This is a genomic window from Gordonia sp. NPDC062954 (assembly GCF_044543825.1).
In the GTDB taxonomy this organism is placed as follows: Bacteria; Actinomycetota; Actinomycetes; order Mycobacteriales; family Mycobacteriaceae; genus Gordonia; species Gordonia tangerina.
Map to the genome: position 1 here is coordinate 37598 of NZ_JBITWL010000013.1, position 15947 is coordinate 53544.

Sequence of the window (15947 nt, forward strand, 5' to 3'; positions counted from 1 at the left end):
CTAACCTGGCCTGCATGCCCAACCCAGCCGCGAGCGCCGACGTTCATCAACCGTTCGACCAGGCCCAGTGGGAGCCGGTGGCAGGCTTCGACCGGCTTAGCGACATCACATATCACCGTCACGTCGGCGTCGGCCACCGGAACGGAATCGTGCGGATCGCCTTCAACCGCCCAGAGGTGCGCAACGCGTTCCGGCCGCACACCGTAGACGAGCTCTATCGGACCTTGGATCATGCACGCCGCACACCGGACGTCGGAACGGTGTTGCTCACCGGCAACGGTCCGAGTCCCAAGGACGGCGGCTGGGCATTTTGCAGCGGTGGCGATCAGCGCATCCGAGGTCGTTCTGGCTATCAGTATGCGACCTCGCACGACTCGGATGTGGTGGCCGCGGGAGCCGAGAGTGTCGACGAGGCGCGCGTCAAGGCTGAGGGTGGCCGGCTGCACATCCTTGAGGTGCAACGCCTTATCCGGACGATGCCGAAGGTGGTGATCGCGGTGGTCAACGGCTGGGCCGCGGGAGGCGGACACTCGCTGCATGCAGTGTGTGACCTGACCCTCGCGTCGCGCGAGCATGCCCGGTTCAAGCAGACGGATGCCGACGTCGGGTCCTTCGACGCCGGTTATGGCAGCGCCTACCTCGCCAAACAGGTCGGGCAAAAGTTTGCCAGAGAGATATTCTTCCTCGGCGACGACTACGACGCGGAGACGATGTACCAGATGGGCGCAGTCAACCGGGTCGTCACGCATGCGGACCTCGAGAATCTGGCGATCGAGTGGGGACGCAAGATCAACGGCAAATCGCCTACCGCGCAGCGGATGCTGAAGTTCGCGTTCAACCTCACAGACGATGGACTCATGGGGCAGCAGGTGTTCGCCGGCGAGGCCACACGGTTGGCGTACATGACCGATGAGGCTGTCGAGGGGCGGGATGCGTTTTTGCAGAAGCGCTCGCCTGACTGGGAAGCCTATCCGTACTACTACTGATGACTCGTTCGGCCTTGCCGCGCCGATATCGATGGTTCGCGCGGTCGATCCATGTCGGGTGATCGGCCGACGGCCGGGTATCGCTCGCGGCACTCACACGTGGGGCGACGGATGTCCGAACAGAAATCCCTGCGCGAATTCGAAACTCAGCTGCTGCAGTGCAGGAACCAACTCTTCGTCTTCCACGCCTTCAGCGACCATCATCGCTCCAGTTGCACGGGCAACGTCACAGATCGCACGCACCAGGGCACTGCTCGCGCCATCGCTGAGTAAGTTGTCGACGAGAGTCTTGTCGACCTTCAGGACATCGATCGGCAGGTCGCGCACATAACGCAGCGCTGAGAACCCCGCGCCGAGATCGTCCACGCAAATGATGCAACCCAGCTCATGCAACTGCTGAATTGCCAGAGCGGCCGGGGTCCCGATGTCGATCACCTCGTTCTCTCGAACCTCGATCCAGATCTGCTCGGGCCGCACACCGTGGTCGTGAATCCACGTCCCGATGTCAGCGGCGATCCCGCGATCGCGGAGCTGTTGGGTGGACAGATTGATGGAAACGAATGCGTCGGTACCGATCGCGGGCACGATCTTCGCCGACAACGTGCGGATCGCTTCGCCGATCACATGCCGCCCGATGGGCAGGATCAACGAAGTGTCTTCTGCCACGGCGAGGAACGCGTCAGGCGGCAACAGACCCGATTCGGTGTTCCACCGCAGCAATGACTCGTAGCCGACGATCCGTCGGCCAGGAAGGGTGACGATCGGCTGGTAGTGAAGCACGAAGTCGTTCTGAACTGAGCCGCTCAGGCGGGTGGCGATGTCGACGTCCGCGCGAATGCGGCGAGGTGTCCGTGGGTCGGCGAAGACCACGTTGCGGTGTTGGGTGAGAGCCGCCGACAACGCGGCGTCGGCGTGGCGGATCAGGTCATCTGACGTGGCTGCGTCGGGTAGGTCGGCACCGAAAGCGATGCCCATGTAGATGTCGAGAAAGTACGCCTCGTCGCCAAGCGACACGTGACGAGAACGGAGGTCGCTGCGTACCGCGTCGACAACGAGGGCAGGGCCGGCCTCGGTATGCAACAGGATCAACCATTCGTAGTCCGAACTCCGCTCGAACTCCGCTGTCGTATCCAACGGCCGCAGTACATGGTCGACGAAGCGTTGCGCGATCAATGCCGCCTGGGCGCGACCGAGGATGACCGCGGCACGGTGGTACGGGTCGGCAGCCACTGCGATCGCAGTTGTCGCGGCCAGTATTCCAGGTTCTGTCACCGGCGTCCCCGAGGAACAGGTGTGGATGGGGTGGTGCGTCATCTGCGGCCTCCGATGCACCGAGACGGAGGGTCGTTGGACGGGGCGCGGCGCGGCGCGACGAAGGTGGCAAGACCAGCGACGATAGGCTCACAACCCAATGTAGGGGTCGAGGACGCGGACCACAATCACGAATCCGCAGAACTATTGGCAGACTTCAGTTGTGTGTGCAGTCGCTGCAGTGCGGGCTGGGCGACATGTCATGGTTGCAGTGCTGTGAGGATGCTGGTCCGGATATCGGAGGTCGTATGTGGCAGCCACATGGCCTGCACCGGAACGGTGGGTGATTCGGTGAGCTCCAGAATCCGAATTCTGTTGTCGTACAGCCACCCTGATTCATTGGTCACGAAGACACACGCCTCCGGATGGGCGATGACGGCGGTGTGCGGTGGGGTACCCCGCAACCTGGACACCAGGATTCTGGGCTCGAAGCCGGCACCCTGGCAGATGGAGATCAGCATGCGAACGTATTCGCTGTCTTCTGCCGGATCGGCCACCGACACAACGATTTCGTGCGCAGCCAGGTCGGCCAGGCCAACCCGGGCATGGTGGGCCAGCGGATGGTTGCTTGCGACGGCCAGCCTCAATACGTGTCCGCCGGCGACTGTGCCCGCCAGGTCCTGTGGTGTCTGGATGCCGCGTCGTAATGCGAGGTCGATGGTTCCGTCGAGAAGTGCACCTCGGACCTGATCGGCGAATATCGGGCGCACCGTGATCGGGACGGACGGATCAGCCACCACCACGGGCTCGATGATCGTGAAGACCTCAGATGGCGCCAATTCCGGCGTGTGGCCGATGACAAAGGGCGGCAAGCGTTCCGCGCCGGCGGCTTGAACCATCGCGGTCAGCTGACTTCCGCCCGCCAGCAGGGCTGCTGCGCCCCGGTACAGGGTCTCCCCGGCCGGTGTCAGCGCGAGGCTGCGCCGGGTGCGGGAGAACAGGGCGACGCCGAGTAGTCGTTCGAGCTCCTTGATTGCCGACGACACCGCCTGCTGGGTCATGAACAACTTCTCGGCCGCAACGCGCAGGCTGGGGGCCTCGGCCACCGTCACGAACAATCGCAGGCGTCGCAGATCAAGATCATCGCGATTTTTCATCAACTTGTCCTTGTCGGTTGTTCACAACGCTGTGATTGTAGGTTGTTATTCCCACATTCGCGTTGGTGATGCGCCTACCGGAAATCGGAATGTACCTCGCAGACCGGAAGGCATGCTTCCCGATCGGCTTGAGGGACCATGACCACGTATCGCACCGCGAGCCATGGGTTGCCGACTGTTTGTCGGCTTCCGCTGCTCGGCCGCGACCGGGCGTGTTCTTTGGATGGCGAAGACCGGCCGGACCGTGATCGGAACCGAAGTTCTTCCAAGTCAACCGGTTCGATGATCGTGAAGACCTCCGACGGTGCGAGATTCGGCGTGTGACCGATACCGTAGGGGATGGGACTGTTGTCTGCCAGGAGCCCCACTCGTGCGGTCAGCTGGTCGCCATTGGCAAGAAGCGCTAGGGCGCCGCGGTACAGTGCTTCGCCGGCGGCTGTGAGTGTGAGACCTCGACACGAATGTGAGAACAGCTCGACACCGAGGTGGCACTCGAGGTCCTTGATCGCCGAGGACACTACTGTTCGGGTGATGAAGAGATCGTTGGCCGCGACTCGCATGCAGGGGGATTCGGCCATCGCGACGAACATGGGTAAGCGCCACAGGACTGGATCGTGTCGAGCTCCCTGAACGTCGTTCATCAAGAATGATCTGTCAATTGTCCAGGTTTGCGTGATTGTAGCTTGTGAAGTCCGCCTTTAGATTGGTGAGCGACCGCGGTGTCGAAGGTGCCGAATAGCCGAATGCGACTGACCGAGGACGACCCTGCCGCAACTTCGAGTGCCTTTGGGGGGGCAAGTGACAGCACAGCAACGCTCGTTCGATTCGGGTGACCGGCGCAGTGGCGTCGGGTCGACCTGGGTCCCGCGGCGTTCGGTGCGACTCGCGTCACAGATCGCGCCGTCCTCGTGGCTGGCGCGGTATCTGGCCGTCCTCGCCTGGACCGACCTGGTGGTGGTCATCGCCGCCGTGCTCTCCGCACAGTGGATTCGGTTCGGCTCCAACCCGGATGTCGGTCGCTACGCCGTCGGCGGCCCGCAGGTGATGGTCGTGTCGTTGGTGCTGATCGTCGCCTGGCTCGTCGCGCTGCGCGTTTATCAGACGTTGGACCACAAGATCATCGGTGCGGGGGCACAGGAATACAGCCGAGTCGTGTCGGCCTGTTTCTCGGTCTTCGGTCTGCTTGCGATACTCGTTCTGGCGCTACGGCTCGACGTGTCACGCGGCTACTTCGCACTGGCGCTTCCCCTCGGCACACTGGGGTTGCTGTGCTCGCGGTGGTCATGGCGCAGACGCCTGGTTCGGCAACGGCGTCGCGGCGCCAACGTCGAACGCGTTCTGGTGGTGGGAGAGCCGGGTTCGGTCACCCACATCGTCAACCGACTGAGGCGCTCGCCCGAACTCGGTTTCTACGTGATCGGCGCCTGCCTACCCGTTTCCGACGCCACCGCTCGCGATTTCCTGCACGCCGGCGATGGGGAACGGATACCCGTGTACGGCGACTACGAGGACGTGCCGCTGGCCGTGTCGGCGTCCGGGGCATCACGGGTGGCTGTCACGTCGGCCGGCGCGATCGGCCACGAGGCGATGCAGCAGTTGTCCTGGGATCTGCAGGGGATGGATGTCGAGATGATGGTGGCGCCCGGCGTCACCGACGTGGCAGGCCCTCGGATCATGGTGCGCCCCGTCGCCGGACTGCCCTTGCTCTACATCGACAAGCCGCGCTACGAGGGTGCCAACAGATTTCGCAAGGCGGCGCTCGACTGGGTCGGGGCCGCCCTCATCCTCCTGCTCGCCGCGCCTTTGTTGGTGGCCCTCGCGATTGCGATCAAGATCGACACCTCCGGGCCCGCTTTCTATCACGCGACGCGAATGGGACTGAACAACAAGCCATTCCGGATGTGGAAGTTCCGGTCGATGGTGGTCGACGCCGACGCGCTCAAGGCCGACCTGACGGCTCGGGATGAGGGGGCCGGCGCGCTCTTCAAGATCCGTGACGACCCGCGGATCACGCGAGTGGGTGCGCTGATCCGGCGCTACAGCCTCGATGAGTTGCCGCAACTGTTCAACGTACTGACCGGGGCGATGAGCCTGGTCGGGCCGCGGCCTCCGCTGCCCGAAGAGGTCGAGCAATACGACGGACGGGTGGCGCGCCGGATGCTCGTGAAGCCGGGGATGACCGGCCTCTGGCAGGTGTCCGGTAGATCCGATCTGACGTGGGAGGAGTCGGTGCGACTCGACCTCTCCTATGTCGAGAACTGGTCGATCATGCAGGACCTCGTGATTCTATGGCGCACTTCGCGCGCCGTGCTGTCCAAAGACGGTGCCTATTGAAAGGGGACTGGTCATGTATCCTGGCCAGCAGGTTCTGCCGACCTCGGGGACGACGGTGACAAAACCGGTCCTGAGTGTCTTCGGCCTCGGTTACGTGGGGTCTGTGTCGGCGGCATGCTTCGCCGCCCGGGGTCATCGAGTGATCGGCGTCGATTCCAATCCCCACAAGTCCGCCTTCCTGCGTTCGGGAAAGACGACGGTGGTGGAGGAGGGGATCGGGGAACTGACCGCCGAACAGGTCGGCAACGGCCGACTCGAGGTGTCCGACGACGCGTGCGATGCCGTCCTGGGCAGCGACATGTCGATCGTCTGCGTCGGTACGCCGTCGGCACCCAACGGTTCCCTGTCGACCACCTATCTCGAGCGGGTCACCGAGGAGGTCGCGATCGGGCTCGCGGTCAAGGACAGCTGGCACGTGGTGGTCTATCGCAGCACGATGCTGCCGGGGACTTGCGAACAGTTGCTGATCCCCATCCTGGAACGTGGGTCCGGAAAACGCGCCGGCATCGACTTCGGGGTCTGCGTGAATCCCGAGTTCCTGCGCGAGGGAACCAGCGTGCGGGATTTCCAGGACCCGCCCAAGACGGTTGTCGGAGAATCTGATCCACGCAGCGGCGAGGCCGTTCTGGCGCTCTATGACGGGCTGCCCGGTCCCCGTTTCCGGACGCCGATCGCGATTGCCGAGATGACCAAGTACATCGACAACAGCTTTCACGCGCTCAAGGTGGGATTCGCCAACGAGATAGGGGCGGTGTGCGCGGCTCTCGGCCTCGACTCGCACCGAGTGATGGACATTTTCCTCGCCGACGCGAAACTCAACATCAGCCGGGCCTACCTTCGCCCGGGATTCGCATTCGGCGGTTCATGTCTGCCCAAGGACGTGCGGGCGCTGACCCATACCGCCCGCGCCCACGACGTCGTGATTCCCGTGCTCGCCAGCTTGATCACATCCAATGATGTTCATCTGTGCCGTGCGGTCGACATCGTCATCGCACAGGGACGACGTGATGTCGGGATCTTCGGTCTGTCGTTCAAGGCGGGAACCGACGACCTGCGCGAGAGCCCGATGGTCGAACTCGCCGAACGCCTCATCGGCAAGGGATTTCGGGTCCGCATCTACGACCCGGATGTGGCCTTCTCGCGCCTCATCGGAGCCAACCGCAGATACATCGAAGACCAACTCCCGCACATCGGCGAACTCCTGACCGACTCCATCGACGAGATCCTCGAGCATGCAGATACGTTCGTCGTCGGTTCGCGTAGTCCGGAGATCGCCGCCGCCATCGACGAACTCGACGGCGAGAGGTTCGTACTCGATCTCGTCCGGCTCCCCGGGGCGGAGCAACTGCGCAACCGCAAGGGATACGTGGGAATCGGCTGGTGAAACCGATGTTCAGCTTCCTGATGACCGCATACGGGACCGAGGGATATCTGCCGACGACCATAGCATCGGTTGTCTCGCAGACCCGAGACGATTGGGAGCTGGTCGTGGTCGACAACGGGATGTCGGACGACATCGCCCGGATCGTTCAGATGTATCAGGTCGATAACCCCCGAATCCGCCTGGTGCGTCAGGAGAACAAGGGTTACCGCGGGGGTGTCATGGCGGCGGCGGCCGCGGCCACCGGCGAGTTCGTGTGTGTCCTCGACAGCGACGATCACCTGGCGCCCGAATTCTGCGCGCGCGTCGGGGCGTTCCTCGACGAGAATCCCGACGTCGATGCGGTTGGCATCGACGCACATCGCTTCTCCGAGCCGGAAGAGCTCAACTTACCGACGGGGTACATGCGCTCCATCGGCGTCACCGCGAGAGCCGATCCTGATCGGCCCCTCACTTTCCGTGATGTGATCGGCGGGCGGGTTCCGTACTACACCGCCGCGATCCGGCGTACGGCCTGGGACGATGTCGGCGGCTACGAGCCCGGCATCGACGACGTGGACGAATCCGTGCTGATCTGGTGCCGGCTGGTGGAGCGCTTCGACGTCCGACTGTTGCCGGATCGTCTTGCGCGCTACCGCATTCGTCCCGACTCGCTCTCCCGGGAACCGGCGAAGGTGGAAGCTTTCGAGCGCCAACTGATGCGGTCCTTCGCCGAGGCGGCACGCGAATCCGCCGTCGCCGAGCATCAGGTCGCCGCCGATGAGACACTTCGCGGACTTCGCTATCATCAAGCGATTCGACGCGCCCGCCAATCGCTGCTCGACGGTGACGCGGTCGCCGCACAGCAGGCAGCCAGGTCGGCCGTCACGGAGAAGCGGACGGTCAGGTCGACCGCCATTTTCGTCGCCGTCACCTTGACGCCGCGGCTGGTCACCCGCATACACCCGGTCAAACAGCACATGACCCGATACGTTGAACTGGTGGTGGGACGAGTCGGACAAGCGACACACTGATGACCAGGTGTGGGCACCTGCTCGTGGCGGTGATGGTGGTGGGTCTTCCGACGCTGTCCGGGTGTGCGCAGGCCGAGAATGAGGACCACTCGTCGTCGTCGGCGGCGGCAACGAGCAGCATCTTCGATCCTTGTGCGGACATCGACGACTCCCAACTCCGGGCCGTGCAGATCAACCCGGCAACCCGCGCCCGCGAGAGCCCGAACCCGGGTGAATTGTCCGCATGCTCGTTCTCGAACGGCGAGATCGATGTACGGGTCTCCACGTCGACAACGTCTTTCGAAACCTATCGGGACGACAATGCGGGAATTCGCGAAGGCCTCGACATCGATGACACGCCGACGCTGATAGTCCGGCGCCCCGATCCCGATGCGCCGTGCGAACTCGCGATGAAGTCCCTTGAGGGGATCGTCCTGCTCACCACGTCGATCAGCACTGCCGCAATGGAATGGGGTATGGACCGATGCGGCCCGATCGTCGAGGTCGCGACCGCGATCGAACCAGCCATCGGAACCCGTTGAGATGGGATGTGGCCTACGCCGCACGCTGATCGTGGTGGCAGCGACGACCGTCGTGATCATCTGTGCGGGCATTCCGGTCTTCGTGGTACCCCAGATCGACGCACCTCGGCGGGCAGATGCCATCGTCGTCCTGGGCGGTCATGACCACGAGCGCTATCCCTACGGACTCGAACTCGCGCTGAGCGGGGTGGCGCCGCGCGTGGTGATGTCCAACCCCGCCGGATCGAAGGACACGTGGCTCACCGATCTGTGTTCACATCAGCGGTACAGTTTCGAGGTCACGTGTTTCACCCCGAAACCCGCGACGACCCAGGGGGAGGCTGAGGAGATCGCCCACCTCGCTGCCGAATACAGTTGGCAGACAGTGGTGGTGGTGACATTCCGGCCGCACATCTCGCGTGCGAGGTACATCATCTCCCGCTGCTTCGACGGCGCCATCGTCATGGCAGAGAGTCCGTCGCACATCTCCCTCGGGTACTGGCTGTACAGCTACGGGTACCAGACCGCCGGCTATCTCCGCGCACTTGTCCGCAACGGCTGCTGACCTGGACACTCAGGACACCGGTAGACGGCGGGGCGCAGCCTGGCGCCGAAGCGCCGGGGCCACCGGGCGGCCACGTAGCAAGCCGTCGACGCTGCCCGCTTCGATGGCCCGCCGATACACCGGTAGGGCACCGCGGACGGCCTCGATCGTGATGTCGATGTCGACATCGGTGTGAGCCGCCGAGGTCACGAAGGACTGCCCGAGGACACCCCGTTCCAAGGTCTCCTGCAGGAACAGCGTCCGATAGGCCTGCGACGGTTCACCTGCCGCATCGCGAGTGGCGAAGACGAGACACGACGGTCTGCCGAGAACTGCGAGATGTTCGCTCAATCCGGCGTCGGCGACGACGGCGTTCACGCCATCCGCGAGGCGGCGCCCGGCCCGCTCCATCCGGCCGATCGGATCACCGCTCTCGTAGGCGCGCGCGACCGCACGAAACGCTGCGAGCGAAGCTGTTTCGGGTCCATGTGTCGTCGACAGCAGGAACACCCGATCATGATTGGTGTTCAGGCCACCGAGTTCCATGAACTCGCGCTTGCCGGCCAGGGCCGAGATCGGGAATCCGTTGCCCATCGCCTTCCCCCAGCAAGACAGGTCGGGGATGACCCCGTACACCGACTGGGCGCCGTGTTCGGACCAGCGAAAGCCGGTGATCATCTCGTCGAAGACGAGGAGTGCCCCGTGTTGGTCGCAGAGCTCACGGACTTCTTCGAGGAAGCCGGCGGCGGGTTCGGCGGTGGCGGTCGCCGCTTCGAGGATCACCGCGCAGATCTGATCTGGGTGGGCGGCGAAGACCTTTCCGAGCGAGGCTGCGTCGTTGTAGTGGAACCGTGCCGTGTTGGCCGCGGTGTCGGCGGGGATTCCCGCCGACATCGGTGTGACCCCAATGAACCAGTCGTCCACCGAAAAGAACGGCTGATCGCTGATCGCCACCATGGTCCGTCCGGTCACGGCGCGGGCAAGACGTACCGCCGCGGTGGTCGCATCCGAGCCGTTCTTGGCGAACTTGACCATGTCCGCGGTGGGGACGAGGCGCAGGAAGTCCCCGGCTGCAGCCACTTCGAGTTCGGTTGGCCGACTGAAGTTCACACCGTCGGCAATCGCCGCGCAAACGGCATCGACCACCGGCCGGTGACCGTGCCCGAGCGTCACCGACCGAAGACCGATCCCGTATTCGATGAACTCGTTGTCGTCGACGTCCCATACTCGCGCCCCGGCCCCACGGCGAAGGATAGGGGCCATGTCCTCCGGATACTGGTCGGGTCCGCGTGCATAGGTGTGTGCACCCCCGGGCACCATTTCGTGCAGTCGCGCCTGCAGGGAATTCGAGGTGGCGAAGGAACGTCGGTTGTCAGTCATCGGCGTGGGCTTTCGAGGAGTGCGGATCGACGTGGTCCGGAACGCTGTGTGGCCCGAGCTCGACGTCGTCGACGAGCCAGCGACCCGTGAGCGTCGGATACTGTCGGCTCACCTCCGTGAGCAGGTCGGGAACAGTCAGGAGAATGCGATCGGGATCCTTCCTGACCATCTCTGCCGGTGAGATGATCGGGATGTCCGTGCCCGGCATCCGGCGTCCGAGTTTCGCCGGTGACGCATCGGCCACGGCAGCGACGAGGGAGCGGTCCAATCCGGCCAGGTACATCAGCGCAACCGCACGAGAAGCGGCGCCATATGCGTACACCCGCCGACCGGCCTCCGCCTCTGACACGAACCACGCCCGCAGCCCGGCAACGTGTCGGTCCACTGCCGTCTGCAGTCTGCCGACCACCGCTGGATCGGTCATGGGTTCTTCACGCTTCTCGATTAACGATAGCCGATCGTCCGGGACGGTGTCACCGTGGACGGCTGCCACGAGGACTGTGCCTCCGTACAGATCGTATTCCCGCGCGGTCACCGGGCTCATCCCCGCAGACCGGAGCAGACCGTGCAGAGCAGGCATCGAATAGTAGGCGAAATGGCCGTGCCGCAACGCGTTCCATTGTCCTTGCCGGACGATCGTGTCGAGGGAGTGGAAATGAATCAGCAGGATGCCGCCGGGCGCGGTCGCGGCGGCCCGTCGACGGAAAGCTGCTGCCTGATCCGGTTCGTGCATGATCCCGAGGCTGTCGAAGACCACGTCGGCGACCTCTGCCTCGGTGAAGCCGCGCCCGTCGAGCAGCGGAAGCCAGGAGCCCCCGTGCGGGCTGCCGAACTCCCGCACCGTGCTGCCTCGCAGCAGGCCGGCCGCGACCACGTCGGACACCGCCACCCGGGCCTGCTCACGGAGTACCTCCGGTTCGACGCCGCGCGGTTCGTCGGCGACGGTGTCGTCGCTGGCCAATTGGGCCAGCCCGCAAACTCGGCAGAGGACCATCGCGAGCGGGTGCGCCGCCTCTGCGGCACCGACCGGTTGATCGACCGGCGGAAAATGGTCGGCGGCCGGAACCGACCCGAGGTCGAGGACTCGTTCGAGTGCCGTTTCCCGGCAGTTGCGGCACGTACTCATGCGACCATTACCTCGTGCGCATCGAGGAAACAGAGCTCGTCGACGTCCTGATCATGACGCCCACGCCGTTTCGCGACGACCGGGGTCTGTTCACCCGGACCTTCGACGCTGAGCTCTTCGACCAGTACGTGGGTCGCCCGGGCGCGGCAGCGGGATTCGTCCAGGATTCGCAGTCGCGATCCGGTCGGGGTGTCGTACGCGGGATGCACAGCCGATCCGGCGCGGGGGAGGCCAAGCTGGTGCGATGTGCGCGCGGTGCGGTGCATGACGTACTGGTCGACATCCGCCCGGACTCGGCCACATTCGGCCATCAGCAAGCATTCTTGCTCGACGACAACGATTTCCGGCAACTCTATGTGCCTCCCGGATTCTTGCACGGGTTCCAGTCGCTCACCGACGAGGCCGACGTCTGCTACCGGATCGACCGGCCGCACAATCCGCGCGAGGACATCGCGGCCGCCTTCGACGACCCTGATCTGGCCATCGCATGGCCACAACAGGTCACCACGGTCTCCGCGCGTGACCGTGCCGCCGGAACCTGGCAGGAACTCCTCACGCACGTGCGGTGAGCCGCCGCATCGACTGGTCGAGGACCGCGTTGCCCTGCAGCGTCTTCAGGTGATGCAGACGGGTGAATCGTTCGGCGAAGGTCGCTGCGGTCAACCCGTAATCCGTGTACGCGCGATAGAGCTCTGCCGCCCCGTCGGGGATCGACCATTCTGCCTCGTATCCCAATCCGGCACGGGCGCGGGAGAAGTCCACCCGATAGGAGCGGGGGTCGGCACCGCTCTCGCCGGTGATCACGACTTCCGAGTCGGGCACCACGTCGCCGACCGCCTCGGCGATCTCGGCGACGGTCAGGTTATTCTGCTCGGTCCCGACGTTGTACGCCCGGCAGTGGATCGTGTCGCGTGGTGCGACGAGGCAGGCGAGGAAGGCGCGGGCGATGTCCTGCGCATGTACCAGGGGTCGCCACGGGGTCCCGTCGGACAGGACACGTACGTGCCCGGTCAGGACGGCGTGACCGACCAGGTTGTTCAGTACGATGTCCGCGCGCAGCCGCGGGGAGAATCCGAAGGCGGTTGCGTTGCGTAGGAACACAGGTGAGAAATCGCTGTCGGCGAGTGCCGCGGCGTCGTCTTCGACCCGAACCTTGCTCTCCGCATACGGGGTGAGCGGTCGCAGCGGGGCGTCCTCGGTCACGAGATCCTGCCCGGCCGAACCGTAGACCGAGCAGGTGGAGGCGTACAGGAACCGCGATACGCCGGCCTCCTTGGCCAAGCGGGCCAGTCGCACCGAGGCATGATGATTGATGTCGTGAGTGATTTCGGGGGCGAGCGCTCCCAGCGGGTCGTTGGACAACGCGGCCAGATGGATCACCGCATCGACGTCGGCGAGTTGTCCGGTGGTGACGTCGCGCAGATCCACTTGCAGTGCAGGCGGATCTGTCGGTGCCGGTCCGAGTACACAGTCGGCGAAGAACCCGCTGTCGAGGCCGACGACATCGTGGCCGGCGGCCTGCAGGATCGGCACCATGACCGTGCCCAGATATCCCTGATGGCCGGTTACGAGAACGCGCATGTCACCCTCCAAAGTCGATCGTGGATTTCTCGGTCACGAATGCCTCCGCGTAGCGGCTGTGGCACTGGACACCGCGCACCCTGGCCAGACCGAGAAACGTCTCGTCGTCGAACCAGTCCCGGTCGCGCTGCGACGGGTAATGCGCGTGCAGCAGCCGCACCTTCTCCGTGATCGCGCCGGCGTCGACGGGATGGAACAGCGACGGCGCGGGCGTGTCGGTCTCCCATTTGAGGATCTCGTATCCCAGGACGAGATGATCGCGGAATTCGGTGGGTACGAGTTCAGCGAGCAGCCGATGGTCCTGATGCGCATCGTGGCGTTGGGTCGCGAACACCACGTCCGGCTCGCACGTGCGACGAAACTCGCCGAGTGCGTCCTTGATCCGCCCCCAGTGCGTCGGCGCCCGCCCGTCCGGCACATCGAGAACGGTGAGATGCAGATCGGCACCGGGTGTCAAAGCCGTGAGCGCGGCCTTCTCCTCGACCTCCCGCGCGGTGCCGGCCCCCGACAGCACCAGGGCGTGCACGGTGAGCCCGGGACGGGCGCGCGCGAGGGTCAGGAGCGTGGCCCCCATCCCGATCGCGATGTCGTCGCAATGCGCACCGAGGACCCCGATCTCGGTGACCTCTCCTGACCGCAGCGATCTCATCGTTGCGGAGCGGGAGCGTTCTCCCACACCATCCATGGCCGATCGCCGCTACGGTAGCGCGCGTCGAGTTCGGCGCGCTCCTTGAAGGTGTCGGCGGGCTTCCAGAAGCCGAGATGCTTGTATCCGTACAGGCGGTTCTGTTTCACGAGCGCACCGCAGGCGTCCGCGACGAGATCACCGCCCTCGGGAAGATGATCGAAGACCTCCTGACTGAGTACGAAGAAGCCCCCGTTCTCCCAGATGTCGAGTTCGGACACCGGGGTGATGCCGCTGACGTGCCCGTCGTCGCCGATATCCACGCAATGGAAGGAGGATTGGGGTGGCACGATCATCATCGAGGCCGCCGCACCCGAGTCGCCGAAGCTGTCGATCATCACATCGAGTGGGGCATCGGTCAGGACGTCGGCGTAGTTCGCCAGGAAGAGCTCGTCGTCGGCGACATGGGAACGCACCCGCCGCAGCCGTTCTCCGATGGCCGATTCGAGGCCCGTGTCGACGAAGGTGATGGACCAGTCGCTGATATCTGAGTGCAACAGGTCCACCTGCCCGTTGCGGATCACGAAGTCGTTGGAAATGGACTCCTGGTAGGTCAGGAAGTAGTTCTTGATGTGCGCGGCCCCGTAGCCGAGGCACAGGACGAAGTCCTTGTGACCGAAATGCGCGTAGTAGCGCATCACATGCCAGATGAGTGGGCGAGGACCGACCATCTGCATGGGTTTGGGGATGTCGTCGACCGGACTGTTGCGCATCCGCATGCCGTACCCACCACAGAACAGGACCACTTTCATGACTGACCACCTGCAATCGGTTCGAGTTGGGCGATATGGACATCGGGTAGCGGGTAGGCGAGCCGCCCACCCCACTCGGTGACGTGGGCGAGCTGGGCGGTGATCTCCGCCTCGAGATTCCACGGCAGGACCAGGATCACATCCGGCTGGTCCTGATCGATCCGCCCGGGATCGTGGATCGGTATCCGGGTTCCCGGCGTGAAACGCCCGTGTTTGTAGGGGTTTCGGTCAACCGTGTACTCGAGGAGGTCGGTTCTGATCCCGCAGTAGTTGAGCAATGTGTTGCCCTTGCCCGGTGCGCCGTAGCCGACCACTCGCGACCCGCGTGCTCGCTCGTCGAGCAGAAACCGCAGGAGATCGTGGCGGACCTTCTCGGTACGCGGGCGCAGATCGAGGTAGCCGCGGACATCATGGAGGCCGGCATCGCGCTCCATCGCCAGCACCTCGGCCACGCGCGGGCCCGGCGCACCCGCGACGTCGGTGGGGCGGGCCCAGAGTCTGATCGAACCCCCATGTGTGGCAAGCAACTCCACGTCCACGACCCGCAGGTCGGCGGTCGCGAGCGCGCGGGCCGCCGACAACACCGTGTAGTACTGGAAATGCTCGTGGTAGATGGTGTCGAATTGCCCGATTTGCACGAGGTTCTGCGCGTGATGGACTTCGATGCTCAGCCAACCGGAATCGGCCATGAGGACGCGCAGCGCCCGCGTGAATCCGAGGAGATCGGGGATGTGCGCGTACACGTTGTTGGCGACCACGAGATCGGCTGGGCCGTGGTCGGTTCGAACCTTTCGGGCCAGTTCCTCGTCGAGGAAGGCGGTCAGGGTCGGGACGCCCTTCTCGCGTGCCGCCGCCCCGACATTCACCGACGGTTCGATGCCGAGGCTCCGGATGCCCCGCGCCATGGCGTGCTGCAGCAGATACCCGTCGTTGCTGGCCACCTCGACGGTCAGCGACCCATCGCGCAGATCCAACCGGTCCACCGCCTCGTCGACAAATGTCTTCGCATGGGCGACCCAACTATCCGAGTACGACGAGAAGTACGCGTAATCGGTGAAGGTGTCCGCCGGTGTGATCAGGGCCGGTATTTGCAGCAGCAAACACTCGTCACAGAGGCGCAGGTGCAGAGGGAAAGTCGGCTCCGGCTCGTCGAGTTGTTCGGCAGTCAGGAAGCGCTCACACGGGGGTGTGGCCCCCAGATCGAGCACACTGCGGAGTCGATTCGAGCCGCATAGGCGGCAGTGCATGCCCCTCCCA

The 15947-nt window shown here is 64.5% G+C and carries 16 protein-coding genes; 7 read left to right on the forward strand and 9 right to left on the reverse strand.

All coding sequences use genetic code 11. The annotated features are described in order from the left end of the window. Nucleotides 1–14 precede the first annotated feature (14 nt). Nucleotides 15–986 (forward strand): 1,4-dihydroxy-2-naphthoyl-CoA synthase, encoded by a 972-nt coding sequence (locus tag ACIGKQ_RS13935; protein ID WP_235724918.1) that lies wholly within the window; start codon nt 15–17, stop codon nt 984–986. Between the two features lie 93 nt (nt 987–1079). On the opposite strand, the gene ACIGKQ_RS13940 is transcribed toward ACIGKQ_RS13935, so the two are convergent. From ACIGKQ_RS13940 to ACIGKQ_RS13950, 3 genes are all read right to left on the reverse strand, one after another. Further along, entirely contained in the window at nt 1080–2258 is a 1179-nt protein-coding gene (locus ACIGKQ_RS13940; RefSeq protein WP_235724917.1) for a GGDEF domain-containing phosphodiesterase, read from the reverse strand. 239 nt (nt 2259–2497) lie between these two features. Continuing rightward, the gene (locus ACIGKQ_RS13945) at nt 2498–3394 is read right to left on the reverse strand and encodes a LysR family transcriptional regulator (protein ID WP_235724916.1); all 897 of its coding nucleotides are present in this window, start codon (nt 3392–3394) and stop codon (nt 2498–2500) included. 74 nt (nt 3395–3468) lie between these two features. After that, nucleotides 3469–4035 carry a LysR family transcriptional regulator gene (locus ACIGKQ_RS13950; RefSeq protein ID WP_396574104.1) on the reverse strand — a complete coding sequence of 189 codons (567 nt, stop codon included), beginning with the start codon at nt 4033–4035 and terminating at the stop codon, nt 3469–3471. A 235-nt stretch (nt 4036–4270) separates the two neighbouring features. Here ACIGKQ_RS13950 and ACIGKQ_RS13955 point away from each other — a divergent pair, with 235 nt between their 5' ends. From ACIGKQ_RS13955 to ACIGKQ_RS13975, 5 genes are read left to right on the forward strand one after another with little or no spacing between them, the layout of a single operon-like run. Then, nucleotides 4271–5728 (forward strand): sugar transferase, encoded by a 1458-nt coding sequence (locus ACIGKQ_RS13955; RefSeq protein ID WP_235724956.1) that lies wholly within the window; start codon nt 4271–4273, stop codon nt 5726–5728. 55 nt (nt 5729–5783) lie between these two features. After that, nucleotides 5784–7112 (forward strand): nucleotide sugar dehydrogenase, encoded by a 1329-nt coding sequence (locus ACIGKQ_RS13960; RefSeq protein WP_235724915.1) that lies wholly within the window; start codon nt 5784–5786, stop codon nt 7110–7112. A 5-nt stretch (nt 7113–7117) separates the two neighbouring features. Continuing rightward, nucleotides 7118–8122 carry a glycosyltransferase family 2 protein gene (locus ACIGKQ_RS13965; protein ID WP_235724914.1) on the forward strand — a complete coding sequence of 335 codons (1005 nt, stop codon included), beginning with the start codon at nt 7118–7120 and terminating at the stop codon, nt 8120–8122. Continuing rightward, complete coding sequence (locus ACIGKQ_RS13970; protein ID WP_235724913.1) at nt 8122–8643, forward strand: DUF3558 family protein; 522 nt, start codon at nt 8122–8124, stop codon at nt 8641–8643. Before ACIGKQ_RS13965 ends, ACIGKQ_RS13970 begins: the two co-directional genes overlap by 1 nt. 34 nt (nt 8644–8677) lie before the next feature. Further along, nucleotides 8678–9187, forward strand: coding sequence for a YdcF family protein (locus ACIGKQ_RS13975; RefSeq protein WP_235724912.1), 510 nt, complete (start codon nt 8678–8680; stop codon nt 9185–9187). Between the two features lie 9 nt (nt 9188–9196). On the opposite strand, the gene ACIGKQ_RS13980 is transcribed toward ACIGKQ_RS13975, so the two are convergent. Continuing rightward, nucleotides 9197–10546 carry a glutamate-1-semialdehyde 2,1-aminomutase gene (locus ACIGKQ_RS13980; protein ID WP_235724911.1) on the reverse strand — a complete coding sequence of 450 codons (1350 nt, stop codon included), beginning with the start codon at nt 10544–10546 and terminating at the stop codon, nt 9197–9199. Beyond that, complete coding sequence (locus ACIGKQ_RS13985; RefSeq protein WP_235724910.1) at nt 10539–11672, reverse strand: methyltransferase domain-containing protein; 1134 nt, start codon at nt 11670–11672, stop codon at nt 10539–10541. Before ACIGKQ_RS13985 ends, ACIGKQ_RS13980 begins: the two co-directional genes overlap by 8 nt. A gap of 14 nt (nt 11673–11686) precedes the next feature. Between ACIGKQ_RS13985 and rfbC the strand changes: the two genes are divergently transcribed. Next, on the forward strand, nt 11687–12241 hold the full coding sequence (gene rfbC / locus ACIGKQ_RS13990; protein WP_235724909.1) for a dTDP-4-dehydrorhamnose 3,5-epimerase: 555 nt from the start codon (nt 11687–11689) through the stop codon (nt 12239–12241). Here rfbC and ACIGKQ_RS13995 read toward each other — a convergent pair. From ACIGKQ_RS13995 to ACIGKQ_RS14010, 4 genes are read right to left on the reverse strand one after another with little or no spacing between them, the layout of a single operon-like run. Further along, nucleotides 12225–13253, reverse strand: a complete 1029-nt coding sequence (locus ACIGKQ_RS13995; protein ID WP_235724908.1) for an NAD(P)-dependent oxidoreductase — start codon at nt 13251–13253, stop codon at nt 12225–12227. The genes rfbC and ACIGKQ_RS13995 overlap by 17 nt on opposite strands. Nucleotide 13254: 1 nt before the next feature. After that, the gene (locus ACIGKQ_RS14000) at nt 13255–13902 is read right to left on the reverse strand and encodes a PIG-L deacetylase family protein (RefSeq protein ID WP_235724907.1); all 648 of its coding nucleotides are present in this window, start codon (nt 13900–13902) and stop codon (nt 13255–13257) included. Then, nucleotides 13899–14690, reverse strand: coding sequence for a glucose-1-phosphate cytidylyltransferase (locus tag ACIGKQ_RS14005; RefSeq protein WP_235724906.1), 792 nt, complete (start codon nt 14688–14690; stop codon nt 13899–13901). Before ACIGKQ_RS14005 ends, ACIGKQ_RS14000 begins: the two co-directional genes overlap by 4 nt. After that, complete coding sequence (locus ACIGKQ_RS14010; protein ID WP_235724905.1) at nt 14687–15937, reverse strand: class I SAM-dependent methyltransferase; 1251 nt, start codon at nt 15935–15937, stop codon at nt 14687–14689. Before ACIGKQ_RS14010 ends, ACIGKQ_RS14005 begins: the two co-directional genes overlap by 4 nt. Nucleotides 15938–15947: the final 10 nt, after the last annotated feature.